The following is a 25,169-nucleotide window of genomic DNA, read 5'->3' as shown; positions in this document are numbered from 1 at the left end:
CTATTCAATGATATCGCCGCGCAGCAAATATTTGCAAACAGCCACTGTACTCACAAAGCCAAGCAAGGCTATCAACAACGCCGCCTCAAAATACAGCGACGTGCCCATGTTCATGCCGTAAAGCACTATCAAGGCGATGGTATTGATGTACATGGTATCCAAAGCGAGTATACGATCTGGAATGGAAGGCCCAACGACCAGTCGCCACAAATTTAGTAACAAAGACACACCGATCATCGCAAAGACAATCAAAATCACCGTCTCTAACATGCAAAGATCTCCTTAATAGGTTTTTCATAACGCGTTTTAATCGTGTCGATCAACTCCGCTTCGTCGTCTAGGTCAAGCACATGGATCAACAAATAACGTTGTTGCGGTTCAGCATCTTCCGCCATATCTTCAGGCCAAGGATAGACCTCTGCACTCACAGTACCAGGTGTAAGAGACACCGTGCTGGCCAAAATAGTAATCGGCATCGACTGTGCTAAATCAATCGGCACTTTGACAAACCCGGGTTTCAGCTTTCGGGTTGGCCCCAGGATTTTAATGGCTACTTCGATATTTGCCATTAAGATGTCATACAATACCAGCAACAAGTATTGCAGTGCCTTACCCGGTTTCAGTACCAAAGGCTGTTTAGTACGAAATGGAAATGTAGCAAGCGGAATTGCAACAGCCAGGATGGCCCCCAAGATCAAATGTCCCGGTGCAACCGTGTTATTGAGCAATAGCCACACGATAAATAACATCAGGCTGCGGAACGGCGTTGGCAACCATCTATATTTTGCTTCCAAACGCATTTAGTGTACTCCTCCCAACACGTCTTGCAGTAACCCGGTGAAATCATGTAACTCCTGAGCTGCCAGCAGCGCATATTCACTCAATGGGCCTGCAAAAATCACCATTAACGGTGTGCACAATACCAGTAGCATTACAGCACACACTTGCGCCGGATGCGCCCGTTCCTGTTCGCTATCACCTTTGCCCGTCTGATGCCAAAACACGGTGCTGCCCGCTTTTGAAACCGACACCAGAATCGCCAGGCTTGCTACCAGATAAACTAACCAAAACCAGTTCCCATAAGGTGTATCCAGCGTTGATCTCAGGATCCAAACCTTACCTACAAACCCGGATAGAGGCGGCATACCAATCACGGCGACCGCAGCAACCAAGAATGCACCGCCAAGCAATAACGGCTGAGAAACCGGGCGACCTGCAGTGATCCTGTCAGCTACCTTACCTCTTTGGCGGGCAATTAAGTCTGCTAGCAGGAACAGTGCTGCACTGACCAAAGTCGAATGCACCAGGTAATAAATCGCTGCCGCACTACTTTGCACAGTTTGTACGGCGACCAGTGCCACCAAAGTACCAACAGATACAACCACCAAGTTGGCCACCATTTTTCTTAAATCCTGGCTCGCCAATACCCCTATCGCCCCCATCACAATCGTCGCAATCGCCAGCCACCAAAGCCAGTTTTGCGCCATATGGCTCAGTTCACCGGCTTCTTCGCCAAAAATCAGCGTGTACACACGCATCATAGAGTACACGCCCACTTTGGTCATAATAGCGAACAATGCCGCCACCACAGGCATCGCCGTAGAATAGGTGTTAGGTAGCCACAGATGAAGAGGAAGTAACGCACCTTTAAGCGCAAATACGACCAACAACAACAGCCCACCAATCTTGGCCAGATAAACATCGTCACCTTGCAGCTGTGTCACTTTTTGCGCCATATCTGCCATGTTTAATGTACCCAGCGTACCGTACAGGATCCCAAGCGCTATCAGGAAAACTGAAGAACCGACCAGATTCAGGATCACATACTGCAAAGCAGCACGCGTATTACGCTTATCACCACCGTGCATCAGCAAAGAATATGACGCGATCAACAGGACTTCAAAGAAGACGAACAGGTTAAACGCATCCCCTGTCAAAAACGCTCCATTGACCCCCAAAACCAGGAAATGAAGAAGCGGGTGGAAAAAGCTGCCACGTTCATCGTCACCAGCGCAGCTATATAAGCCACATACCAGACCCAGAAAAGATGTCAAAGTAACCAGTAATGCGGACAGAGGATCGGCAATCAGGACAATACCAAATGGCGCAGACCAGTTACCAATCGCATAGACTGAAGTACCATGCTCGCGAGTCATCAACAGCAAAATTACCGATGCCACTGTTGTGAGCGCCCCCATACCGACAGACACAATACGCCGTGCTCTGAGGTTCTTACCACATGGCGGCATCAACATAAAGATAGCAGCCAGCATAGGTAATAATACTGGCAAGGAAGTTAAATGCTGCATCATGCTTTGCCTTGCTCCTTACGCTGAGAACCACTGTTGCGTGTAGCCGTATTTGCTTCGATACCATTTACATGGTCATTTCCTAAGTCTGCACGGCCTCTAATAGCCAGAATGACCACAAATGCCGTCATCGCAAACCCGATTACTATCGCAGTTAACACCAATGCCTGGGGCAGAGGATCAGCATAACCGTCGCTATAACCTAACACTGCAGCTTTGTTCATGGTCAACCGACCCGAGGCAAACAAAAACAAGTTTACCGCGTAAGACAACATAGTTAGACCCAGCACCACGGGAAACGTCCGGGCACGTAAAATCAGGAACACTCCGCAGGCCACTAACAGGCCCACGCAGGATGAATACAATAGCTCCATTAAATATTTACCTCTTCTTTAGGTGCATTGGCTGTCAACTTACCCAGACTTGCCAGGATCATCAACGTCGCGCCAACAACCGTAATATACACACCCAAGTCAAATACCAATGCACTGGCAAGCTCTATCTCACCAATCACCGGTATATCAAAGTAATCAAACCAACTGGTCAGGAATGGACGGTCAAATGCCCAGCTACCCAAGCCTGAAATCATCGCAATAGCAATACCTGACGCAATGATCTTCCGATAGTTGAGCGTAAAGCGCTCCGAGATCCAGTTAGACCCATGCGCAATGTACTGCAATATAAATGCGATGGCTGTAACCAAGCCAGCAATGAAACCACCACCAGGTAAGTTATGACCGCGCAGGAAGATATAAACCGACACCATTAACGCCAGAGGCAGCAGGCTTTGAGAAATAGACGCCAACAAAATTGGGTAACGTTCGCGTGCCCATGGACGGCCTTCTGAATCGCTGCCCGGCATAAACAGCGGCAGGTTTATTAGCAATTTATAAATTCCCAGGGCAGCAATACCTAATACGATAATCTCGCCTAAGGTATCAAAGCCACGGAAGTCGACCAGGATAACATTTACCACGTTGGTACCACCACCACCAGTCTTCGCGTTTGCGAGGAAGAAATCTGAAATCGAGCTCAAAGGACGTGTGATCAGGGCATAACAAATACTACCCACAATCACGCCAATCGCAGAGGCAATGCCCAAATCGCGTAACACGCGCACAGAGCTGCTTTCTTTGGGCGTTTTTTGTGGCAGGAAGAACAGTGCAAGCATCAGCAGAATGATAGTGACCACTTCAACCGTCAACTGCGTCAGCGCCAGATCCGGTGCTGAGAAGCGTGTAAACGCAACGGCAACCATTAGACCCACAACCGAAATCATCAACAAGGCAACCATCCGAGTGCGATGCCAGATCACAGTACCAATTGCACCTATCATCAACAAGCCCGCACCAATGGCATTATGCACATCAATGGGGGTTGGTTTGCTTTCACCAACTAACTGGCTCATTTCAAACAGCGGCCAACCAGCGCTCAACAGCACCACCATCAACATCAACATTAAATAACGTTGCAAAGAGCCATTTTCTATCGCATCAATACGGGCTCGACTCCAGCCAACCACTTTAGACATGGTATGTTCAAAGCCTTTTTTGGCATTAATAGGCGGCAACGATGCCTGGAATGCAAACAAATAACGACGCTGAGTATAGATTAGCAAACCACCGCACACGGCTATTCCGCTCATCAGCAGAGGTAAATTAAAACCATGCCAGATAGCAATCTTAAATTGCGGCGGATCGCCACCTAATACAGATGCAGAAGCAACATTTAGGATATCACTGACGATAAAGCCCGGGAACATGCCCACAATCAGACAGAGTGCAACCAGAACCTCGATCGGCACACGCATATAACGCGGTGCTTCATGAGGCTCTTTCGGTAAGTCAACGGGTTCACCATTGAAAAACACGTCATGGATAAAGCGAGCCGAATATGCCACTGAAAAGGCACCCGCAATCGTTGCCAGAATTGGGATCAACCAGGACATTGAACCGAGCAATTGCTGATGCAAAGTTTCTGCGAAGAACATTTCTTTTGACAAGAAACCGTTCAATAACGGGACCCCTGCCATTGCCGCCGCCGCGACCATTGCCAGAGTCGCGGTGTAAGGCATAAATCGCCACATGCCATTAAGCTTACGCATATCTCGCGTACCAGTTTCATGATCTATGATACCCGTTGCCATAAACAGTGAAGCTTTAAAGGTTGCATGGTTAATGATATGGAATATGGCGGCGACGGTGGCCAACTCGGTATCCAATCCCAATAGCAGTGTGATTAAACCTAAATGACTGATCGTTGAAAATGCCAATAGTCCTTTTAGATCATGCTTAAACAGCGCGATATATGCGCCAACCAGTAAAGTTGCAAGACCCGTGAGACCAACCAGAATAAACCAAATTTCAGTGCCTGCCAGCGCAGGATAGAAACGTGCCAGCAAGAAGATACCCGCTTTCACCATAGTCGCCGAGTGTAAGTAAGAACTTACTGGTGTAGGTGCTGCCATGGCATGAGGCAACCAGAAATGAAATGGGAACTGCGCAGATTTAGTAAATGCGCCGAGTAATACCAAAACGAGCGCCAGCTCATATAAATCGTGTGCCTGGATAAGCTCACGGCTCGCTAAGATAATATCCAAGTCGTAGCTGCCAACAATGTCACCCAGCAGCAATAAGCCAGCCAGCAGCGCCAAACCGCCACCGCCAGTTATCGCCAGAGCCATTTTGGCGCCTTTTCGGGCTTCAGACTTGTGCCACCAATAACTTATCAACAAAAATGAGCTGATACTGGTCAATTCCCAGAACAGCCATAATTGCAGTACGTTGTTCGACATTACGATGCCCAGCATCGCCGTCATAAACAGCATTAAGTAAGCATAGAGCTTAGGCATGGAGTCGTTGCTACTTAAATAGTAACGCGCATAGAAGATCACCAAAATGCCGATGCCCAGGATCAGGAACACGAACAACAAAGACAAACCATCTAAGCGGAATGAGAGTTCTAAGCCCAACAACGGGATCCACTCTATGGTGGTCCGCAGCTGTTCATTGGCAAACACGCCGGGTGCCATGTAGCACGCCAGCGCAAGTGCAATTCCGGGCGCAAGTAAAGTTACCGCAGTCGATTGATTGCGGGATAGTTTACCTGTTAATGATGAGAGTAAACTGCCTAATAAGGATAGCAAGGGTATCCAAAGCAATGTCATAAAGAAAACCTTTTATCTTCAATAACCGTAAATAAACGGAACAGCGCGCAGTGTGTAGCAAGTGTTATGCATAGACTATCTGATTTATTTTGCGCACGTTTTTATCACACATAACGCTTACCAGTTATACTTGATTAGTATTTGAGTTGTCTAGACTTTCGCGCTCTATACGCTGCCATTTTAGCCAACATTTACAAACAATTCAGATTAAATTCATAAATAAACTGGGCTTTTAACCCTTGGCAGCTAATTTAACCTGAATAAATCGCTGAAAGTCTGTGGGTTTATCGCGCTGTTGCTGAAATGCCAATAACCAGAGTTCCTTATATCGTGTAGACAAGGCCAGACTCTGATATTGCATGTTAGACATAGCCTGCTGGGGCTTAAAGGCAGATAACAGCCCGGCCTCACAGCTCTGGCTGGGATACCACCCCTTAGGCGGTGTAGTGCCAACATATAAGTTAGGTGCTTTATACCCCGGGGTTGCACATAACCATTGTGCTTTCGCCTCTCCAATCGCATATTCATCCTCAAAGCCACTGAAGTGCATCAGCTCATGGATAAACACGGCATAATCGCTGTTTAAGTTTAATGTCATCACGCCACGACTGACATTCGCATCGCCATGTTTTGTCATCAGTACAAGATGATCGGCAGATGACCAGTACTCGCTGCCGGGCAATGCAGCAAGATCGCAATAAGCAAACTTTTGTGCCTTGAGATGGCATTGTAAGTCAGAACCCATATATACGGGCTCTGCAAAACAATAGCTGCCCGAATGGGGTAAAGGAGCAGCAAGGTATTGCGCTTTCAACCGTTGCAACTTCTTAAGGCCCAGCCAGGAATCACTCAACATGGCCACCCGACGTATGCACTTTGCATCATCCCAATGAAGCTCATTCACCGTTCTGATAGTCAATTGCTGTAAATCATCTGATGCCAGCATGCTGGCAGAAGCGCCCTGCATAACCTGTGATAGCGTAAAATAAGGTTGCGGCAGTACGAATTGTGATGCTAACTGATTAACCTCAGACACTGCTTGCGCCGTTGTTAGTGACTTCAGTAAACGCAGATGTGCTTGCGCGGAGGTGGCCTCCCAATGCGCACTGGCAAGCAGGAGCGCCGTATCTAAGTGACCTTGTTCAACCAGTCGGATAGCCCATTCAAAAGCCGCCGAGGGCTCATCCAGCTTGCGTAGCGTCAGTACCGTGTCGTCAGACAGCTCAGGTAACAGCAGACCTGCTCGTCGGACATCAAGGAAAAAGCTCTGTGGACTGCGCTTAAGCAAAGAAAGCTGTGCCTGACGCGCGTTGGGAGAGTTAAAATGCCAGGGATTAAAGGCGCTGCCCGCTATGAGTGTGCTACAGACCAGTAACACCACATAGCGAAGCATCAAGGCAGACATACTATCAGCCTACATCCGCCCGGTTCATTTCATCGGCGATAAGTTGCAATTCAAGACGGGCGTATTTATGTTCTACAAATTCGTAAACATTAGTTGCAAGGGCCAGTTTGAAATATTCAATGGCTTTTCCTGTTTTTCCCTCAGCCTGATAACGCTTAGCCAGATAAAAGTAGGCCTCACACAAGCGTTCTGCAAACTCCTGTTGCGACTTAACGCCATCTCCCACTTGCGCGAGAAAGGCTTGCTGAGATAGCTCATTCAAATAAAGCTGGACCAATTGCGTTGCCCATTCATCATTATTCAAAGCCTGGCTGTGCTGCTTCAGGGCTGCTTTTGCTGCAACCGGGTCCACTTTAGATTCTGCAAGATAAAGCCACATCAGCCGGTATGGGTCCTGAGGCGAACGTGCTAAGAAGGTTTCAAAGTCGCTGACAGCCAGTGCCGGGCGTTCACCGTAATACAGCGCGATACCCCGATTTAAATAAGCGTACTCATGATCCGTGTTCAGCTCCAGTACTGCATCAAACATCTCGTAAGCGGTTCCATACTCCTGGCGCAGTGTGTGGTGTATGCCCAAAAAATTGTATACTTCTGCTAAATCTGGCTTTAACTTAACTGCACGATTAAAGTCGATACGTGCCAGCGTGGATAATCCCAGACTGTCATATAGCATGCCACGGTTATAAAACAACTGCGCTTGTTGCTCATTATCCAGTGTTTTGTTTTGCAACAGTTCACTGTACCTGGCGATGGCAATTTCATTACGAAAATTAGCAGCCAGTGGCACGGCAAAAGGTACCGTCACGTTGGGCATATCCGCCGCCTGCTGAGTTGACTGACACCCGAGTAAGCTCAGACATAGCAAAGGTAATAATAACAGTCTCAATCTATTTCCCCTTTTGGGCATGTTGCGAATTTCTGATCCGCTTGTCGCTACTACTGTCGAGCAAATATTAAAGCATAAAAAAAGGGGCCATTCAGCCCCTTTCATCGAAACTCATTGTTTCTTTGTCAGATATTACTCAGCAGCAGGTGCCGCATCTGACTCTAATGCTTCTTTAATGCTCAGACGCACACGACCCTGGCGGTCTACTTCAAGTACTTTTACTTTCACTTCCTGTCCAACAGACAAGTGATCAGCTACGTTGTTTACGCGCTCTTTGCTGATCTGTGAAATGTGTACCAGGCCATCTTTACCAGGCAGTACGTTTACGAATGCACCAAAATCTACGATACGGTTTACTTTACCGGTGTAGATAGTACCTACTTCCAACTCAGCCGTAAGCGCTTCGATGCGAGCAATCGCTTCTTTAGCACTGTTGCCGTTAGTTGCAGCAATCTTAATGGTACCATCGTCTTCGATTTCGATGGTTGTATCCGTTTCTTCAGTTAGCTGACGGATCACCGCGCCACCTTTACCGATTACGTCAGCAATCTTCTTCGGTGGAATGTTCATGGTGTAGATACGTGGTGCGAACTCAGACAGGTCCTGAGATGGGCTGGCGATTGCCTGGTCCATCACGCTCAGGATATGCAGACGTGCTGCTTTTGCCTGACGCAGTGCGATCTGCATGATTTCTTTTGTGATACCTTCAATCTTGATATCCATCTGAAGTGCAGTTACACCCGCGCTGTTACCCGCTACTTTAAAGTCCATATCACCCAGGTGGTCTTCGTCACCCAGGATGTCAGATAGAACAACAAAGTCTTCGCCTTCTTTAACCAGACCCATCGCGATACCCGCAACAGATGACTTGATTGGTACACCCGCATCCATCAGAGCCAGTGATGTACCACATACAGACGCCATTGAGGATGAACCGTTTGATTCAGTGATCTCAGAAACCACACGCACAGAGTACGGGAATTCTTCAAGCGTTGGCATAACCGCTTGTACACCACGCTTGGCCAGGTTACCGTGACCAATTTCACGACGCTTAGGCGAACCGATGAAACCTGTCTCACCTACACAGAATGGAGGGAAGTTGTAGTGCAGCATGAAGTGATGCTTCTGCGTGCCAATCAGGTTGTCCATCATTTGTGAATCGCGTTCTGTACCTAAGGTAGCAGTAACCAAAGCCTGCGTTTCACCACGCGTGAAGATTGCAGAACCGTGTGTACGTGGTAATACGCCCGTCATCACGTCAAGCGCACGAACCATGTCTGGTTCACGACCATCGATACGTTTTTCACCTGCAATGATACGGCCACGTACGATTTTCTTTTCAAGTGAACTAAACAGCTTAGATACTTCCTGCTCGTCCAGCGCTTCGTCTTCAGCCAGCTCAGCGGTCAGCTTCTCGACAACTTCTGCTTTTGCTTCGCTTAGTGCGTCTTTACGTGCCACTTTATCAGTGATGCGGTAAGCGTCACCCACTTTTTGCTCAGCGATTGCTGCGATTTTGTCAGACAGCTCAACGTTTTTCTCTGGTGCAACCCAGTCCCAAGCCGGCTTGCCTGCTTCTGCAGCAAACTCGTTCACAGCCTGGATGATAGCCTGTGATTGCTCATGACCATACACAACCGCACCCAGCATTTCTTCTTCAGTCAGAATTTCAGCTTCTGACTCAACCATCAGTACGGCACCTTCGGTACCCGCAACAACCAGGTCAAGTTTACTTTTCTCAAGTTCAGTTACTGACGGGTTCAGCACGTACTGACCATCAGTAAAGCCAACGCGAACGGCGCCGATTGGACCATTGAACGGCACGCCAGAAATCGCTAGCGCCGCAGAAGTACCAATCATAGCAACCATGTCTGGTTGAATTTCAGGGTTTGAAGAAACCACTGTCGCGATAACTTGTACTTCGTTTACAAAGCCGTCCGGGAATAAAGGACGGATTGGACGGTCAATCAGACGTGCGATCAGTGTTTCATTGTCTGAAGGACGACCTTCACGCTTCAGGAAGCCACCAGGGATACGGCCTGCCGCATACATTTTTTCCTGATAGTTAACTGTCAGAGGGAAAAAGTCCTGACCAGGTGCAGCTTCACGCTTACCTACAACAGTGACAAGTACAGAGGTGTCGCCAATGCTGGCCAAAACGGCACCATCAGCCTGGCGCGCAATGGCACCAGTTTCTAGGGTTACTGTGTGTTGACCCAGTTGGAATTCTTTAATAATTGCTTGCACAAATATCTTCCTTACAAAAATAACATATAAGCGCCAACAACGACCAATTACAGTCTTAAGAGGACTAAAGAGACTATTAACCATTTGATAAAAAAGATTAAACCAAACAGAGCTAGATGATCCGCTTAAGCACTACAATTGGCTGCAGACTTGACGCTGAACCCCCAGAATGGCGGCTCGGGCATAAGTATACTGAGTATATACCCACAAAAAAAGGGGCGATTTAGCCCCTTTTTTCTTATCGGATAAAAATCCGACAAATAATCAAATTCTTAGCGACGTAGGCCAAGCTCTTTGATTAGTGCAGAGTAACGCTCTACGCTCTTACCTTTAAGGTAGTCAAGCAGGTTACGACGCTGGCTTACTTTACGTAGCAGACCACGACGTGAGTGGAAGTCATGCTTGTGGTTAGCGAAGTGACCTTGTAGCTTGTTGATATCAGCAGTTAACAGTGCAACCTGAACTTCAGGAGAACCAGTGTCGCCTTCTGCGCGTGCGAATTTTGCTACGATTTCTGCTTTTTCTTGATTGCTTAGTGACATAATAAACTCCAATTGTTTAAGTAATGCTTCAGCCGATCACTAATTCAGCCAAAGCGACAAAGCGGGCGGCATTGTATCAGCAATTACCCCCGCTGACAAAAAATTTTATTGTGCGCTGGATAGCGCCCGCTTGGCCTTCAGGTGCCCGTGCTGATTGCGCTCGCCAATCCCGACAAAACGACCATCAGCCACCACTTTCAACACACCCTCAGGCAGCTCACCGACGACCACAGTCTGACCATGACTAAATGCCACGCCCTGCTCTGCACTGATCTCAACTGCCGGTAAATCCACCAACGCCGTATCCATTGGGAGCAACAGTGCATCAATGTATGTCGAAGGCGGTAGATCTTCCGCTTTCGCCTGCTGGAGTTTTTCTTCCAGCTCTTCAAGCGTGATCATTTTATCACTGGGATAATGACCCACTTCAGAGCGATGTAACATAATGACATGCGCACCACAGCCCAGCTTCTCACCCAGGTCGTCGACTATGGTGCGGATGTAAGTCCCTTTCGAGACGTGCACCGTCATCTGGATCTCTTGCGCCTGCTCGTCATATTCATCCAAAGTGATCGAATAAACGTTGATCTTACGACACTTACGCGGCACTTCGATGCCCTCACGGGCATACTTGTACAAGGGCTGACCCTGATACTTTAGCGCGGAATACATCGACGGATACTGATCAGACTCCCCAAGGAAACTTGCAACATCTTGCTCCAGTTGCGTTCGGGTGATCTGTACAGGGCGTGTTTCAACCACTTCACCATCGGAGTCTGAAGTTGTTGTACGCTCGCCTAACTTGGCACGTACGACGTAAGTTTTGTCGGTATCCAGCAGAAACTGCGTAAACTTAGTTGCTTCACCAAAGCAGATTGGCAGCATGCCCGTTGCCAACGGATCCAATGCGCCCGTGTGGCCGGCTTTTTGCGCAAAGTAAATACCTTTGGCTTGTTGCAGCGCTTTATTCGAGGAGATCCCCTGAGGCTTATTAAGCAGCACTATCCCATCTATCGGACGGCCTTTACTACGACGTGCCATTAGGCTTCTCCGTCGTCGCTTTTGGTATCTGGCAGCTCTTCGTCACCACGCTTTTCATTGTCTTTGCGGATCACTTCATCAACCAGATTAGAAATACGCATCCCTTCCATCAGGGAGTTATCGAGAACAAAACGCAGTTCAGGCATGATCCGCGCGCGGATCCGTTTGCCCAGCAAAGACCGGATATAGCCTGTCGCTTCATTCAGAATCGACAGGTTTTCTTTGGTTTTGTCATCATCACCACCAAGGACAGTGACAAAGACCTTGGCGTAAGACAGATCGCGTGATACTTCTACAGCCGATACAGTGACCATGCCTAAGCGCGGATCTTTAATTTCGCGCTGCAAAATCACGGCAATTTCTTTCTGGATCTGTTGTGCAACACGATCAGTACGAGAAAATTCTCTCATTTTCACCACTTCAATTTAATCATTAAAACGGGCAATGCATACAATCGCCCACTAGAGGAAACACAAACACAAATGGGGGCTAACGCCCCCATTTCAAGGTTGAACCCCGACTGACTTACAACGAACGTTGTACTTCAACGGTTTCGAATACCTCGATTTGGTCACCGACCTTAACGTCATTATAGTTCTTAACGCCGATACCACACTCCATGCCGTTACGAACTTCTGCCACGTCATCTTTGAAGCGACGCAGTGATTCAAGTTCACCTTCGTAAATAACAACATTGTCACGCAGTACGCGGATAGGTGCGCTACGTTTAACCACACCTTCAGTAACCATACAACCTGCAACCGAACCAATCTTAGGCGACTTAAACACGTCACGTACTTCAGCCAAACCAATGATCTCTTGCTTGAACTCAGGTGCCAGCATACCTGACATAGCCTGCTTCACTTCTTCGATCAGGTCGTAGATTACGCTGTAGTAACGCAGATCCAGGTTCTCAGCTTCAATCACTTTACGTGCAGATGCATCAGCACGGACGTTAAAGCCAACAATGATTGCATTAGAAGCCGCAGCCAGAGTTGCGTCAGTTTCAGTGATACCACCTACGCCGCTACCAACGATCTTCACTTTAACTTCGTCAGTAGACAGTTTAACCAAAGAGTCAGAGATGGCTTCGATTGAACCCTGTACGTCAGCTTTCAGTACTACGTTCACTTCTGACACATCGCCTTCAGTCATGTTCGTGAACATGTTTTCAAGCTTCGCTTTTTGCTGACGCGCCAGTTTCACATCGCGGAATTTACCCTGACGATATAATGCAACTTCACGTGCTTTACGCTCGTCTTTAACAACAGTTGCTTCGTCACCCGCAGCTGGTACACCTGACATACCCAGGATCTCAACCGGAATTGAAGGACCGGCAGTCGTAATATCTTTACCGTTTTCGTCCTTCATTGCACGAACACGGCCATATTCCAGACCACACAGTACGATATCACCCTGGTTAAGTTCACCTGACTGAACCAGTACAGTGGCAACCGGACCACGACCTTTATCAAGGCGAGATTCGATAACCACACCTGATGCCATGCCTTTGTGCGCCGCTTTCAGCTCAAGCAGTTCAGACTGCATCAGGATAGCTTCTAGCAGGTCATCGATACCCAGACCGGTTTTCGCAGAGATATGAACAAACTGCGTGTCACCGCCCCACTCTTCAGGAATAACGTCCAGCTGAGCCAGTTCGTTTTTAACGCGATCCGGGTCAATACCTTCTTTATCCATTTTGTTTACAGCGATGATCAGAGGTACTTCTGCCGCTTTCGCGTGTTGTACCGCTTCTTTAGTCTGTGGCATTACACCATCGTCAGCTGCAACAACCAGTACTACGATATCAGTGGCTTTGGCACCACGTGCACGCATTGAGGTAAACGCTGCGTGTCCCGGAGTATCCAGGAAGGTGATCATGCCGCCTTCAGTTTCAACGTGGTATGCACCAATGTGCTGGGTAATACCACCGGCCTCGCCTGCCGCAACCTTCGCTTTACGGATATAGTCCAGCGTTGATGTTTTACCGTGGTCAACGTGACCCATAACAGTAACAACTGGAGCACGTTGCTCAAGCGCTTCACTTTCGTTACGCTCGCTCAGTACTTTTTCTTCCAGCTCGTTTTCTTTAACCAGAACAACCTTGTGACCCATTTCTTCAGCCACAACCTGCGCGGTTTCCTGATCGATGACCTGGTTAATAGTAACCATTTCACCCATCTTCATCATGGTCTTAACGACTTCAACGCCTTTCACCGCCATGCGTGATGCCAGTTCCGCAACAGTGATGGTTTCACTGATACGAACTTCCTGCTTCACTTCACTTACCGGCTTCTTAAAACCATGCTGTAGTGAGGTAGGCGCTTTTAGCTTGCCTTTTTTACCCTTACCACGCGCTGGCTGAGCCACTTTTTCAGCTGGCTTTTTCTTCTTCTTACGACGCGCACTTTTTTCTTCCTGTGCATCTGACTCGTCTTCTGCTTCACGCGCATAAGTCGACGTCGTAAGGTGGTGATCTGCAGAAGCTTCGCGACGTGCACGCTCTTCTTCTTCAGCTTTCCAGCGGGCTTCATTCTCTTCGGCTAAACGCTTTGCTTCTTCAGCTTTACGCTTGGCTTCTTCTTCTGCTTTCTGTAGGGCAGCTGCTTCTGCTTCTTTGCGCAGACGCTCTGCTTCTAGTTTCTCTTTCTCTTGTTGGGCGCTATCCACTTCTTCACTCTGCTGTTCTTTCGCTTGACGTTCAGCTTGCGCTGCTCGTTTTGCCTCATCTTTAGCCTTGCGCTCAGCTTCCTCTTTTGCCTTACGCTCAGCTTCCTCTTGTGCCTTACGCTCGGCTTCTTCTTTGGCCTTTTGCTCAGCTTCTTGCTGAGCCTTCAACTCTGCTTCTTTGCGCGCAGCTTCCTCTGCAGCGAGTCTTTCCTGCTCTTTTTGCTGCTCGATTGCGCTCTTTTTAACGTAAGTGCGCTTTTTACGTACCTCGACCTGAACGGATTTTGCTTTGCCATGAGAGCCAGTCACGCTTAACGTGCTCTTGCTCTTACGTTGCAAAGTCATACGCTCCGGTCCATCAGAACCGGTACCGCCATGCTGCTTACTTAAATGGTCAAGCAATTGTGCTTTCTCGTTTTCAGTAACATGGTCGCCAGTGGCTTTGGTGATCCCTGCATCTGCCAACTGCTGGAGTAATTTATCAACAGTTGTACCAATGTTTTCGGCTAGTTTCTCTATGCTCACTTCTGCCATATTATGCGTTACCTCCCGTTAATAAACTACTATTGCTCACTAAACCAGCAAATATTACGTGCGGCCATGATAAAGTCGCCCGCCTGTTGCTCAGATAATTCAGTGATTTCGACTAATTCGTCAATGCCTTGCTCAGCCAGGTCTTCCAACGTGATTACCCCTTTGCTGGCCATTACGAACGCCAGGTGGCGATCCAGACCTTCCAGGTTTAATAAATCGTCAGCGGGTTCTGCCCCTTCAAGACTTTCTTCGTCGCGTAGCGCTTTGGTAGTCAACGCATCTTTTGCACGCTTACGCAGCTCTTCAACTGTGTCTTCGTCCAAACCATTAATTTCCAGGAACTCAGCTACAGGAACGTAGGCCACTTCTTCAAGTGTTGAGAATCCTTCGTTAATCAACAAGGTTGCGAAATCGTCGTCGATGTCCAATGCTTCAGTGAACAGATTAATCAGTTTGTCAGATTCTTCCGCGCTCTTGCGCTCCATGTCTTCCACTGTCATCACGTTCAATTCCCAGCCAGTCAGCTGGCTGGCAAGACGTACGTTCTGACCGTTACGACCAATCGCTTGTGCCAGATTGTCGGCTTCTACTGCAATTTCCATGGTACGCGTATCTTCATCCATGACGATAGATGCCACTTCTGCAGGCGCCATGGCGTTGATCACGAATTGAGCCGGGTTGTCATCATACAATACGATATCAACACGTTCGCCACCTAATTCGGTAGATACAGCCTGAACACGTGCACCGCGCATACCCACACACGCGCCGACAGGGTCGATACGTTTGTCATTTGATTTTACCGCAATTTTAGCACGCGATCCCGGATCACGCGCAGCACCTTTGAGCTCGATCATCTCTTCGCCGATTTCTGGCACTTCAATACGGAACAGCTCCATAAGCATTTCGGGCTTAGAGCGTGTTACAAACAGCTGTGCGCCACGTGCTTCTGGTTTAACAGCGTACAGCAGACCACGGACACGGTCACCCGGGCGGAAACTTTCACGCGGTAGCATATCTTCGCGGTAAATCACGGCTTCTGCGTTATTGCCCAGATCCAGTACCACAGTATCGCGTGATGCTTTCTTCACCACACCTGTTACCAGCTCACCTTCCTGATCTTTGTAAGCATCAACAATCAATGCACGCTCAGCTTCACGTACTTTTTGAACGATAACCTGTTTAGCCATCTGCGTTGTGATGCGGTCGAACTGAATTGATTCGATCTGCTCTTCAACAAAGTCACCCAGCTGAATGTCAGGCTCTTCAACCTGCGCTGCTTCAAAAGTGATCTCTGCGTACGGGTTTTCCAATGAGCCATCTTCTTGTGGGTTAACCACCATCCAACGACGGAAAGTGTCATACTCACCCGTTTTACGGTCAATAGATACGCGTACTTCGATCTCACCATCATGTTTCTTTTTGGTGGCCGTCGCTAGTGCGAACTCTAATGCTTCAAAAATCTTTTCTCTTGGGACTGCTTTTTCATTGGAAACAGCTTCTGCAACCAATAATATCTCTTTTGCCATAGTTATTGCCTCGCTTGCCCTTTTTTCCTTCGCACCTAATTTTTAAAATTTTGCGATCATGTTCGCGCGCTCGATGTTGCTGAGCATAAGGTGATGCTCCTGGCCATCGACGGTTAGCGTGATCATATCGCCATTAACTGCAACCAAGTCGCCTTTAAAGTTGCGGCGACCTTCTTGTGGAAGCTTAGTACGCAAACGTACTTCTTCGCCCACTGCCTGCTCGTAATGAGCTTGTTTGAATAATGGTCTGTCTACACCAGGTGAAGACACTTCCAGGTTATATTCATTTGTAATGGGGTCCTCGACATCCAGAATGGCACTGACCTGACGACTCACATCTGCACAATTATCTACATTGATCCCATTTTCATGGTCGATGTAGATGCGCAGTGTCGAATGACGACCGGCTTGCATCACTTCCAGACCGAGCAACTCGAAGCCACAGGCTTCAACAGCCGGCTCTAACATAGTCGTTAATTCTTGCTCGAGTTTTGTCACAAATTACCTCCATACAAACAAAAAAAGGGCCTAAAAGCCCTAATGATTCAGCTGTTTGCTTCTGGGCTGGGCTGAATTGCTTAGCTCCAGATACAACAACGCCCCGAACCAAGCGGGGCGTCACACCAAAAACAAACTGTGTGGCCAGTGGCCGAGCTTGGTTGCGGGCTGTACCAGCCTAAATTAAGCGAATGCTTAAACGCAAAACGCGCATTACAAGGAATGCGCGAACTGTAAGAAACGACAACATTTCTTAAGCTTGGTTGCGGGAGCCGGATTTGAACCGACGACCTTCGGGTTATGAGCCCGACGAGCTACCAGGCTGCTCCATCCCGCGTCAACGTGCAGCCAAGGCTGCATCAACTGGCGTGTATTATAGAGAGAGTTGTATTAATACGCAACCTTAGATAGAGCCTTTAACTAAAATGCCTGATGCTATGGCACAAAAACACCATGCACAACATAACTCGATAAACACCGATCCCCCACACAAATTAGATCGAAAATAATTTACCATTACAACAAAAAGAATCGGGAATAACGAATAAAAACATCGAAATTAACTTATAAAGAACCACTCATTCACAATATTTTACCATTTAGCTTGTTCTTAAAAGTTAAACATCTATACTGGCGGCCCATCGAGTTAATATAAAATGATGGAGAACCAATCATGAAAAAGGCATTTATAGGCGTCTCGATGACAGCGCTAACACTACTATCCTTTAACACCCTCGCGAATAGCTGCGAAGGGTTTGGTCCACAAACCCCGCGTGATATCGATCAGTTACATGGTGAGAACAAACGCGTATTTTCACTCGCACCGCCTGCCAGTGAAATGAACTTATGTAATATCCACTTTCACAAAAACGCAGAGCATAAAGCAAAAGACTTTTCTGTTTTTGCGGGCAATGGCAAGTACGGCGGCTATCAGTGTAATGCCACCAGCAGCCTGACTGAGGCTGAACTACGGGCACCAAAAGGCAAGGTCTGTAAAAATGTAAAACCAGGTGACACCATAGAAGTGCATTGGGTACACAGCTCGTGTGACGTTACCCCCGGAAAAGGCTTAGGTTCTTGTTTAAGTAATGAATGTGCTAACCCGGACCTACGCGTTGAGACTCAGGTTTTCCTCGTTGTAAATGATGAAGATGCGTTAGATTTTAATGACTTAAGCTATGACGGTAACATAGTCAATGGATATCATCAGGCAAAATATATCCCACAGACCACAGGCAAGCCTGTTGAATTCCTGGGCTCAACAACCGGACCAAGCTACAACGACAAGCAATGTTCACCGCTTCAGGTTACCTGGAGTGTCAGACCGGCTTGTGCGAAAGTTGATATCAATAGCCTGGCACAATGGTGTGAAGACAATGTGTTCGAAGAAGATCACGCCCACGGTGTCAGACAACTAGTCACCGATCCGAAACTCCTCGCTCCGATTAAATAAATCCACACAAGCTACCAGTTATACCACAGTATTCATCTGGTAGCTTTTCTGTCGCTCTGGATAGTGCAATATTCAGGATAAAGTTTGCGCTACGGATTAAAGTCTACCTATACTGATAAAACTGGTGTACGCCTGATTGCTTTTTCAGCGTGCTCCATCACAACTTTTACCCAAGTTACTGTAGAGCTTGATGACCTGTCTTGACGGGCCAAGTCGTTGGGTCTGCACAATTGCTTGAGCAAATGGATTCGCTCTAATCGTATGTGGAGCGATTATGAGTATTTCACCTTATCAGTACCAGCTGTTAAACCAATCTTTTACGACTCTGAAGCCCAATTTTCACTGCTTCTGTGTCAGCTTGTATAACAAACTAAAGCAGCATCGGGTTACCATGGCTTTGCCCGAGTCTGAGCGACACATGCTGTCACTTGAATATCGGTTGCATGACTTTATGCAACAATGTCTGGTGCACTTACCCAGACAGCAGGAGTTAACCCGCTTTTTGCGCCAACAAAGTATCCTGATAGCGGCACTTGCCCCCTCGGTAAACGACATCACCACCTTCTGCAATAGTCTACTGGAGACCCTCAAACTCCATTTAGGCGCACAATTTACGTTGGCCGTGCGCAATGCATGGAAACGGGCGCTACATGTGTTTGCCAACATCATCAAGTCGGAGCTTTTTGGTATTTCAAACGTGGTCGAGCTAGCGCATTATCGCAATCAGGCCAGAGCCCGGTTACGCCCCTAGCGTCAGGCTAAACAGCAATAATGACAAGCGCCAGGTAAGACAGTAAACTGAGATCAATTGGATTGATTTTGGATACTTATATGAAGCGTTTTTTAATTTTCGGTATCAGTTTAGTCGCACTGTCAGGCTGTGATTTTCTTGGTGACTCTAAAACTAAGATTGAACAACAATACCTGGCAAATAATCAGGAGCTGGAGCAGGTCATTGAAGATATCCGTGCACATGGCCTGGAAGCGATGAGTCAATCAGCCGAAGCGGGTACCCTGGCCAGTTGTGTAGCTAAACAACTAAATAGCGACCCTATGGGCGCCATGATTGAAGTTGAAGGCGCACTGCAGGATAGTGCCAATCTGGCAGATTTAATGGATACAATAGCAGGCCTAGCCGATCAGGAGCTTTCTATGGAAAGTTTGCCAAGTTTACTACAAGCAGGTGCGGACACCATGTCTTATCTGAAAACGCTGCTGGCAAATTATGAGCTGAGTGAACTGCAACAACAAGTACAAACGCTACTTGAGCAGGGTCAGAGCAAAAGTGAAGACATCGGCACACATCTGAGAAATTTAGTCGAACAGTGCCAGTAAAACGATACCTGCAGGCTAGCTTCAGCTAGCCTGCCACGTTGCAGGGCTTAGAACAAACGCTGCCAGCGACGCTTTTTATTGCGCACTTTGTGGACCCAGTTAACGTTTATGGTGGTCACAGCCAATACGTCACGCTTGGTTTTAGATATTAACTCGTAGCTGACACTTTCCGCAGAACCAAACGCCAGTAAGTACTCAAAATGACTCACATTAGCCCAGCACTGCAAAATTTTCTTTGAGTTACTGTCTCTAATGCAATAATCACCCACTTGCGGTGCAGAGATTGAAAATGTCACATCAGTGTAGCAAGTTCTTCCTTTATGTAGCGCAACACACTTGTTGGGTGCGGCTTGTAATATCCCTTTCCTATCGTCTGGTGTCGCGGCTTGCGCGGTTGAAGCCATACACAGCACGCCGATAGTCATAGCTGAAGCGAGTTTAAAATACATATTTCACTCCAGTAAACAGTACTCTGGCGTGATTCGATTCCAGCAATGGGCTATCTTTAGCTTCACTGGATCCGACCAAAAATGACATACCTGCACTAAATTCCCAGTCCTCAGCGATCGGATAACTTAGCTGAGCCTGAACGAAGGCTGACGCCCCACTACCAGGTTCATACGGTGTCAGATAGTCGTTTTGCTCAGCCTCAGTGACACCATAGAAGTAGTTATTGAAATTACTGGAGTAATAATTAGCACCAAAGTTGAGCCATAAATCCCAGTTACGCAGCTCAAAATTACGCGTCGCTTCAAGATGGAATACCCAGCCATTTGTATCGCCAAATACATCATAAACCAGTTCGGCCACTGCCAGATACTCACCTACAGAGCGATAATAGGCGACACCAAGTGATTGATCTGGATCCCTATCCCTGATCCCTTTCAGCTCTTTAACGACCGGATCTTTGGTGTCAAAGTACCCTGTTTCTGTGAAGGCCAGCTGATAGCTGCCATAAATGATATCGAGTCCCCACTCTTCTTCCTGAATGAACTGGTACCCAATGTCAGAGCCACCAAAAAAGTCTCCAGAGTAAGTAACCAGATAAAAGTTCTTGTATTGTAGTTTGATGTCAGCTCGCAAGGTAGGTGGTGCCGGAGAGTTATCTGCGCCAACCAACTTAGGAAGTACCATATCTGCATAGAAAGCACCGATACTCAGTTGCCACTCTAGTCCATTGTCTTCAAGTAAATCTTCATCCGGATCACCTGAGTAGTCATCAGCAAAAGCCTGATGTGACAAGCAAAACAGCACAGCAGAAAGTAACTTTATAATTTTCATCGTTATTGTGGCTTTTTTATGTGCCTAAATTCAGTCCCCATCATACCTGAGCTCTACCTGGACAACAAGACAGCGACAACAAGATTTTATTTAACCAAAAATTAATATAAACGTAACGAAAACCCACTTTAATTGCCATTGCTCGGATAGAGCTTACATTCTAACTATGGAATAACACTACAATGAAAAAGCTATTATTACTCTCTGCCCTGACACTGACCGCCAATGGCGTGCAGGCATTCAGTCAGGAAACACATAAGCGCATCGTTATCGATGCCGTCAGCTACATGGCGCAAAACCCCTCAACGACACAATTCGCTAAACTTCAGGCTTACGCTCAGTCACACGGTATGAGCGTGACTCAGCTTGCCGAAGTAATGGGGCAAGCCGCCTATGATGTTGATGACTTTGAAGATACCTTCTTCTGTGGCGCCATTACCGGCGACTGTGTACAGGCACCTCTGTGGGGCGCGGCTAAAAGTATTGTCAAATACACCAGCTATTGGCACTTCCAAAATCACACTCAGGGTGCTGATGTCCATGGTAACGATTTTGGTGGATATAATTATGACAAGCTTACAGTCTGGGGCACTATCGACAATATGGCAGCTACCTGGTTGAAAGGCGACTACCTGGATGATGGAAAAGGCGGTGAAACAGGCTGGTTCAGTGCGGACGACAGCGAATATGACAGCTATGGCATCACAGAAAAAAACTACCGTATAGGCAGCCACTCAACCTATAACATGTATGACGACTTTGAAGAAATGCCGTTCCAGCCTATCGATAACCTTGGCCAATACTGGTACCAAAGCTACTTGCAAAACGGTAACCCACAGATCCTGGGTTTTGTATTTCATACTACAGATCTGTTGCAGCCCCACCATACCTGGACCACCTCAGACCTTAACCATGCTGGCTGGGAATCCTGGGTAAAAGACTATTATGATCAGGAAAACCTCAATAATCTGAGCTTAGTAAAACAAGCCATGGCCAGCTTTTCTGCACCTGACGCGGCCAATCAAGATATTCGGCCGCTACTTACGCAAGGCGGTGCTTATTCTTATTCGCAAGGCGGGATCGTGTTGAACTCAGAGGATCACTATGATCGAGTAACAACTGCACGTCAGGTTATCCCCCATGCAATTGCCATGGTTGTGCACATGCTGAATCATGCGATGGTAGCGCGTTAATGTATTACCTTGTATTACTTCTGGCAGGCTGTTTAAGCCTGCCATGTTGGGCATCACTGACTCAACTCACTAAACCAGAACTAGCGCTGATGCAGTCTTTGTATCAGCAGCAAGATCGTCCGCTGTCAAACACTGAGCTAAATAAGCACTTGCTCGAAAACCAGTTCCTTCTGGCAACCGCAAGCCAGCTTAACCCCGAACTTCTGGTGCGACAATCCAGCGTTGGATTTGATAACGACTATCATATCCGTCGCCTGATGGTTACCTTGCTCACACAGCAATTCCCTGCGCTGCAATCAATACCCAAAAAGCAAATAACAGCACCAATTGATAGAGCAACGTTATCTAAATTACTCGGCACCTACCCGGCTGACGGTCAGTATCAAGCACAGCAACTTACACACTGGGCGAATATTATCTTACTTGAGATGCCCAGAGTCACGTTAAGCCAGCTAATATCCAGCCAATCTATGCAGAATCGCTTTCGTCTTCACCAGGGTGATATTGAGTTACTCGCTCGCTTGCTCAACGAGCGCACCTATTATGCAGATTTAACTGCTGCGGCAGCACCTTTACTAGCAACAAACGGATTAACGCTTGCGCGCCTGGAAGCACTGGCAAAAGGAGAGCTTTTGCGTCCGCCCATGCTAGCGTTCATGGGGATAAAGGCGCAACTACATGGAGAGCGTAGCACCTATCTTGAGCAGATCAGAGCCGATATTTCTGCAGCTGACATTCAGCGCTATTACAAACGCCACCGCGATGACTTCAAATACCGACATCAACTTTCAGCGCTGGCTGTGCGCTTTGACAGTCAGGATGAGGCAAAACACTTCTATAAACAGGCGCAACGCACAAATCCGTTAGCGGCGTTAAAAGCGGCCAAACGTCACAATGAATTTACCGGCGATAATACCGCTGTTTTGACCGCCATTACCCGTAAACACACGCACCGCTGGCTTACCCAATTGGCTTTTAGCAGTCAGCCTGGCAAGGTGACCACGCCGGTACGCACACCTGCAGGGCGCTGGGCGGTTGTTTATACCGAACAGCCTCAGTATGCCTATTACCCACAAGATAGCGAAACCGTTCGCTATCAGGCACTGGAGTCACTCACCACACAACATGCCATTGCAGTCTACCAAAGCAAGTTTAAACAATGGCAGCAACAACATGGAGTTAAACTTTAATGCGTCAGATACAGGCTATCGCGCTTGTCCTGATCCTGGGGGGGCTGGGCTACGCGCTTTGGGTCTTGTACTCACAGCCCCCTTTGCAGCTCAGCGCCGGGCAGGCAGACCACGTCTCTACACAGACAGCACCTTTAGCCCCTGTCAAAGCGGCCACAGATGTGACACTGTCAGCCATCAATACCTTGCCTGCTCCCACCACTACTGCTGACGCACCTGACTTGACCCCTGTTTCCAGGTTGCCCGAGGTAAACGATGAGGAGACCTATATTCCACCTATATCCCCCAGCGTCGCTGCACCTGCTTACCACGGCGATTTGTCCGATCATCAGGCCTACCTGGTGCATCAATCAGCCCAGATTACACAATTGAAGCAAGACTATATTGCCGCTGTCGATAAAAAGGTCGCACGACTGGAGTCATTACTCGAAAAAGGGATTAGACACCAATTGCCAGCAGAGCAGTTGCAAGAAGCGCGCGATAAAATACAAGGATTAAGAGCGATGCAAGCACAATTGCGCCACGAGCTGGCGCAATAGCATTGGAGTAATTGTCTTTTTAGGCGATAAAATAGTCGTGCAAAATGGCCGTGTAGATCTCTTCGATGGCGTGGAGATCTGCTACCGACACGTGTTCATTGACCTGATGAATCGAATCATTCTTTACACCACACTCAATGACCTGCGTCTCAGCCGAAGCAAAAAAGCGCCCATCAGAGGTGCCACCCGCGGTACTCAGTGCCGGAAACTGACCGCTTACATGCAGAATAGCCTGCTCAACCAGATTGAGAAAACAAGCTGACTCACGGCTACCTGTGTAGTAGGACTCACAAGGGCGCTCCCACTGTACACTGACATTGTCATGCCAGGGAGCCAGCGCTTGCGCTACCACCTGATAAATTTCCTGGCTCTTATAGGCATGACTGTAACGCACATTAAATGTGATCTCACAACTAGCCGGCACCAGGTTATCAACGATATCAGGCACCGTCAGGCCGGTCACCTGCAAGCTCGTTTGTGAGCCCCGTACATCTTTCCACCAGCTAATATTTGCCAGTTCGTTGACCAATTCGCCGGCGATATGTGCCGCATTGATGGTCTGTTCAGGATAGGCAACGTGTCCGGCCTTACCGCGGATCTGCACCCGCCCTGAGATAGCACCACGACGACCATTCTTAATAGTATCGCCCACTTGCTGATGTGAGGTTGGCTCTCCAACCAGGCAAGCGTCCAGTACAACGCCTTTATGTGCCAGATATTCAGCCATAACTTTTGAGCCATACTCTGCTTCTCCCTCTTCATCTGAGGTGATCAACCAAAATAGTGTGCCCTGACACTGCTGAGCCTGCTGACACAGACGCTCAGTTGCACTCAACATGGCTGCAACTCCCCCTTTCATGTCAGCTGCCCCGCGTCCGTATATCACGTCCTCTATCACAGCAGCTGCAAATGGATGCGCCACCCAACCCTGAGGGTTTGCCGGAACAACATCAACATGTCCCGCAAAGGCCATCACAGGACCTGGGCCAAATTCACGCCAGGCAATTAAGTTACGCACCCCATTACAATCGAGGTGCTCACATTCAAAGCCCTGATCGTTCAAACGTTCAGCAAGGTAATCAATTGTACCCGCATCATCTGGTGTCACTGATGGCGCATTGATCAGGCGTCGCAAAGTTTCGACAGTATTGGGAGTGTGTTTCGCTGAAGGCTTTATTGCGTGGGAAGACATAACATACATTTCCTGTATTTTGATCTTGAGCACCTTGAACACTTGTTCAATCATTCACTGACAGGGCGCTTCATACCCTATGGGGACTCATTTAACTTCGATTACATCGCCTGAGCATGACCAGTTCATGTCGTCTGCAAGGCAGTTTTGTGACAAAAC

At 47.8% G+C, this 25,169-nt stretch carries 23 protein-coding genes and 1 tRNA gene; 6 read left to right on the top strand and 18 right to left on the bottom strand.

Annotated features, from left to right (window positions below):
- From QNM19_RS17165 to QNM19_RS17095, 15 genes are all read right to left on the bottom strand, one after another.
- On the bottom strand, nucleotides 1-270 hold the full coding sequence (locus tag QNM19_RS17165) for a K+/H+ antiporter subunit F (protein ID WP_010385043.1): 270 nt from the start codon (nucleotides 268-270) through the stop codon (nucleotides 1-3).
- Nucleotides 264-800 carry a Na+/H+ antiporter subunit E gene (locus tag QNM19_RS17160; RefSeq protein WP_049866593.1) on the bottom strand — a complete coding sequence of 179 codons (537 nt, stop codon included), beginning with the start codon at nucleotides 798-800 and terminating at the stop codon, nucleotides 264-266. Before QNM19_RS17160 ends, QNM19_RS17165 begins: the two co-directional genes overlap by 7 nt.
- Nucleotides 801-2,312, bottom strand: a complete 1,512-nt coding sequence (locus QNM19_RS17155; protein WP_284026989.1) for a monovalent cation/H+ antiporter subunit D — start codon at nucleotides 2,310-2,312, stop codon at nucleotides 801-803. It lies immediately after the preceding gene.
- Nucleotides 2,309-2,683 (bottom strand): Na+/H+ antiporter subunit C, encoded by a 375-nt coding sequence (locus QNM19_RS17150; protein WP_049865309.1) that lies wholly within the window; start codon nucleotides 2,681-2,683, stop codon nucleotides 2,309-2,311. Before QNM19_RS17150 ends, QNM19_RS17155 begins: the two co-directional genes overlap by 4 nt.
- The gene (locus tag QNM19_RS17145) at nucleotides 2,683-5,475 is read right to left on the bottom strand and encodes a monovalent cation/H+ antiporter subunit A (protein ID WP_284026988.1); all 2,793 of its coding nucleotides are present in this window, start codon (nucleotides 5,473-5,475) and stop codon (nucleotides 2,683-2,685) included. Before QNM19_RS17145 ends, QNM19_RS17150 begins: the two co-directional genes overlap by 1 nt.
- Nucleotides 5,476-5,707: 232 nt before the next feature.
- Entirely contained in the window at nucleotides 5,708-6,880 is a 1,173-nt protein-coding gene (locus tag QNM19_RS17140; RefSeq protein ID WP_284026987.1) for a hypothetical protein, read from the bottom strand.
- Nucleotides 6,881-6,884: 4 nt separating this feature from the next.
- Complete coding sequence (nlpI, locus tag QNM19_RS17135) at nucleotides 6,885-7,787, bottom strand: lipoprotein NlpI (protein WP_049865307.1); 903 nt, start codon at nucleotides 7,785-7,787, stop codon at nucleotides 6,885-6,887.
- A 111-nt stretch (nucleotides 7,788-7,898) separates the two neighbouring features.
- Nucleotides 7,899-10,013 carry a polyribonucleotide nucleotidyltransferase gene (gene pnp, locus QNM19_RS17130; RefSeq protein ID WP_049865306.1) on the bottom strand — a complete coding sequence of 705 codons (2,115 nt, stop codon included), beginning with the start codon at nucleotides 10,011-10,013 and terminating at the stop codon, nucleotides 7,899-7,901.
- 272 nt (nucleotides 10,014-10,285) lie between these two features.
- Nucleotides 10,286-10,555: a 30S ribosomal protein S15 gene (rpsO, locus tag QNM19_RS17125; RefSeq protein ID WP_010385052.1), complete on the bottom strand. Its 270-nt coding sequence runs from the start codon at nucleotides 10,553-10,555 to the stop codon at nucleotides 10,286-10,288.
- A 105-nt stretch (nucleotides 10,556-10,660) separates the two neighbouring features.
- On the bottom strand, nucleotides 10,661-11,596 hold the full coding sequence (gene truB / locus QNM19_RS17120; RefSeq protein WP_049865305.1) for a tRNA pseudouridine(55) synthase TruB: 936 nt from the start codon (nucleotides 11,594-11,596) through the stop codon (nucleotides 10,661-10,663).
- Complete coding sequence (gene rbfA, locus QNM19_RS17115; RefSeq protein ID WP_049865304.1) at nucleotides 11,596-12,006, bottom strand: 30S ribosome-binding factor RbfA; 411 nt, start codon at nucleotides 12,004-12,006, stop codon at nucleotides 11,596-11,598. Before rbfA ends, truB begins: the two co-directional genes overlap by 1 nt.
- A gap of 115 nt (nucleotides 12,007-12,121) precedes the next feature.
- Nucleotides 12,122-14,800, bottom strand: a complete 2,679-nt coding sequence (gene infB, locus QNM19_RS17110) for a translation initiation factor IF-2 (protein ID WP_049865303.1) — start codon at nucleotides 14,798-14,800, stop codon at nucleotides 12,122-12,124.
- Between the two features lie 29 nt (nucleotides 14,801-14,829).
- The gene (gene nusA / locus QNM19_RS17105; RefSeq protein ID WP_010385056.1) at nucleotides 14,830-16,329 is read right to left on the bottom strand and encodes a transcription termination factor NusA; all 1,500 of its coding nucleotides are present in this window, start codon (nucleotides 16,327-16,329) and stop codon (nucleotides 14,830-14,832) included.
- 42 nt (nucleotides 16,330-16,371) lie between these two features.
- A complete protein-coding gene (gene rimP / locus QNM19_RS17100) occupies nucleotides 16,372-16,827 on the bottom strand; it encodes a ribosome maturation factor RimP (protein ID WP_010385057.1) in 456 nt (151 codons plus the stop codon).
- A 260-nt stretch (nucleotides 16,828-17,087) separates the two neighbouring features.
- Nucleotides 17,088-17,164: transfer RNA gene (locus QNM19_RS17095), tRNA-Met, on the bottom strand.
- Nucleotides 17,165-17,500: 336 nt separating this feature from the next.
- Here QNM19_RS17095 and QNM19_RS17090 point away from each other — a divergent pair.
- From QNM19_RS17090 to QNM19_RS17080, 3 genes are all read left to right on the top strand, one after another.
- Nucleotides 17,501-18,280: a delta-class carbonic anhydrase gene (locus QNM19_RS17090; protein WP_010385058.1), complete on the top strand. Its 780-nt coding sequence runs from the start codon at nucleotides 17,501-17,503 to the stop codon at nucleotides 18,278-18,280.
- Between the two features lie 274 nt (nucleotides 18,281-18,554).
- Nucleotides 18,555-19,031, top strand: coding sequence for a globin family protein (locus QNM19_RS17085; protein WP_284026986.1), 477 nt, complete (start codon nucleotides 18,555-18,557; stop codon nucleotides 19,029-19,031).
- 80 nt (nucleotides 19,032-19,111) lie between these two features.
- Nucleotides 19,112-19,615 (top strand): hypothetical protein, encoded by a 504-nt coding sequence (locus QNM19_RS17080; protein ID WP_049866110.1) that lies wholly within the window; start codon nucleotides 19,112-19,114, stop codon nucleotides 19,613-19,615.
- 47 nt (nucleotides 19,616-19,662) lie between these two features.
- Here QNM19_RS17080 and QNM19_RS17075 read toward each other — a convergent pair whose 3' ends face one another.
- Both QNM19_RS17075 and QNM19_RS17070 read right to left on the bottom strand, forming a co-directional pair.
- On the bottom strand, nucleotides 19,663-20,064 hold the full coding sequence (locus QNM19_RS17075) for a DUF3019 domain-containing protein (protein WP_049866109.1): 402 nt from the start codon (nucleotides 20,062-20,064) through the stop codon (nucleotides 19,663-19,665).
- Nucleotides 20,054-20,896, bottom strand: a complete 843-nt coding sequence (locus tag QNM19_RS17070) for a MipA/OmpV family protein (protein ID WP_284026985.1) — start codon at nucleotides 20,894-20,896, stop codon at nucleotides 20,054-20,056. The genes QNM19_RS17075 and QNM19_RS17070 overlap by 11 nt, the downstream gene beginning before the upstream one ends.
- 182 nt (nucleotides 20,897-21,078) lie before the next feature.
- Here QNM19_RS17070 and QNM19_RS17065 point away from each other — a divergent pair, with 182 nt between their 5' ends.
- The 3 genes from QNM19_RS17065 to QNM19_RS17055 are packed head-to-tail and all read left to right on the top strand — an operon-like array spanning nucleotide 21,079 to nucleotide 23,818.
- Nucleotides 21,079-22,089 carry a phospholipase C/P1 nuclease family protein gene (locus tag QNM19_RS17065; RefSeq protein WP_049866108.1) on the top strand — a complete coding sequence of 337 codons (1,011 nt, stop codon included), beginning with the start codon at nucleotides 21,079-21,081 and terminating at the stop codon, nucleotides 22,087-22,089.
- Nucleotides 22,089-23,279, top strand: coding sequence for a peptidylprolyl isomerase (locus QNM19_RS17060; RefSeq protein WP_284026984.1), 1,191 nt, complete (start codon nucleotides 22,089-22,091; stop codon nucleotides 23,277-23,279). Before QNM19_RS17065 ends, QNM19_RS17060 begins: the two co-directional genes overlap by 1 nt.
- Nucleotides 23,279-23,818, top strand: a complete 540-nt coding sequence (locus QNM19_RS17055) for a hypothetical protein (protein WP_284026983.1) — start codon at nucleotides 23,279-23,281, stop codon at nucleotides 23,816-23,818. The genes QNM19_RS17060 and QNM19_RS17055 overlap by 1 nt, the downstream gene beginning before the upstream one ends.
- Before the next feature lie 19 nt (nucleotides 23,819-23,837).
- On the opposite strand, the gene dapE is transcribed toward QNM19_RS17055, so the two are convergent.
- Complete coding sequence (gene dapE, locus QNM19_RS17050; protein WP_049866529.1) at nucleotides 23,838-25,010, bottom strand: succinyl-diaminopimelate desuccinylase; 1,173 nt, start codon at nucleotides 25,008-25,010, stop codon at nucleotides 23,838-23,840.
- Between the last annotated feature and the right edge of the window lie 159 nt (nucleotides 25,011-25,169).

The organism is Pseudoalteromonas ardens (assembly GCF_030125445.1).
Lineage (GTDB): Bacteria > Pseudomonadota > Gammaproteobacteria > Enterobacterales > Alteromonadaceae > Pseudoalteromonas > Pseudoalteromonas ardens.
The sequence above is the reverse complement of the archived record's forward strand: the minus strand, read 5'-3'. Positions and strand labels throughout refer to the sequence as shown.

Excerpts from the sequence above, each read along its gene's own strand:
- QNM19_RS17165 (WP_010385043.1), bottom strand. The coding sequence starts at position 270 with ATGTTAGAGACGGTGATTTTGATTGTCTTTGCGATGATCGGTGTGTCT.
- QNM19_RS17160 (WP_049866593.1), bottom strand. The coding sequence starts at position 800 with ATGCGTTTGGAAGCAAAATATAGATGGTTGCCAACGCCGTTCCGCAGC.
- QNM19_RS17155 (WP_284026989.1), bottom strand. The coding sequence starts at position 2,312 with ATGATGCAGCATTTAACTTCCTTGCCAGTATTATTACCTATGCTGGCT.
- QNM19_RS17150 (WP_049865309.1), bottom strand. The coding sequence starts at position 2,683 with ATGGAGCTATTGTATTCATCCTGCGTGGGCCTGTTAGTGGCCTGCGGA.
- QNM19_RS17145 (WP_284026988.1), bottom strand. The coding sequence starts at position 5,475 with ATGACATTGCTTTGGATACCCTTGCTATCCTTATTAGGCAGTTTACTC.
- QNM19_RS17140 (WP_284026987.1), bottom strand. The coding sequence starts at position 6,880 with ATGTCTGCCTTGATGCTTCGCTATGTGGTGTTACTGGTCTGTAGCACA.
- nlpI (WP_049865307.1), bottom strand. The coding sequence starts at position 7,787 with ATGCCCAAAAGGGGAAATAGATTGAGACTGTTATTATTACCTTTGCTA.
- rpsO (WP_010385052.1), bottom strand. The coding sequence starts at position 10,555 with ATGTCACTAAGCAATCAAGAAAAAGCAGAAATCGTAGCAAAATTCGCA.
- truB (WP_049865305.1), bottom strand. The coding sequence starts at position 11,596 with ATGGCACGTCGTAGTAAAGGCCGTCCGATAGATGGGATAGTGCTGCTT.
- rbfA (WP_049865304.1), bottom strand. The coding sequence starts at position 12,006 with ATGAGAGAATTTTCTCGTACTGATCGTGTTGCACAACAGATCCAGAAA.
- infB (WP_049865303.1), bottom strand. The coding sequence starts at position 14,800 with ATGGCAGAAGTGAGCATAGAGAAACTAGCCGAAAACATTGGTACAACT.
- nusA (WP_010385056.1), bottom strand. The coding sequence starts at position 16,329 with ATGGCAAAAGAGATATTATTGGTTGCAGAAGCTGTTTCCAATGAAAAA.
- QNM19_RS17090 (WP_010385058.1), top strand. The coding sequence starts at position 17,501 with ATGAAAAAGGCATTTATAGGCGTCTCGATGACAGCGCTAACACTACTA.
- QNM19_RS17085 (WP_284026986.1), top strand. The coding sequence starts at position 18,555 with ATGAGTATTTCACCTTATCAGTACCAGCTGTTAAACCAATCTTTTACG.
- QNM19_RS17080 (WP_049866110.1), top strand. The coding sequence starts at position 19,112 with ATGAAGCGTTTTTTAATTTTCGGTATCAGTTTAGTCGCACTGTCAGGC.
- QNM19_RS17075 (WP_049866109.1), bottom strand. The coding sequence starts at position 20,064 with ATGTATTTTAAACTCGCTTCAGCTATGACTATCGGCGTGCTGTGTATG.
- QNM19_RS17070 (WP_284026985.1), bottom strand. The coding sequence starts at position 20,896 with ATGAAAATTATAAAGTTACTTTCTGCTGTGCTGTTTTGCTTGTCACAT.
- QNM19_RS17065 (WP_049866108.1), top strand. The coding sequence starts at position 21,079 with ATGAAAAAGCTATTATTACTCTCTGCCCTGACACTGACCGCCAATGGC.
- QNM19_RS17060 (WP_284026984.1), top strand. The coding sequence starts at position 22,089 with ATGTATTACCTTGTATTACTTCTGGCAGGCTGTTTAAGCCTGCCATGT.
- QNM19_RS17055 (WP_284026983.1), top strand. The coding sequence starts at position 23,279 with ATGCGTCAGATACAGGCTATCGCGCTTGTCCTGATCCTGGGGGGGCTG.
- dapE (WP_049866529.1), bottom strand. The coding sequence starts at position 25,010 with ATGTCTTCCCACGCAATAAAGCCTTCAGCGAAACACACTCCCAATACT.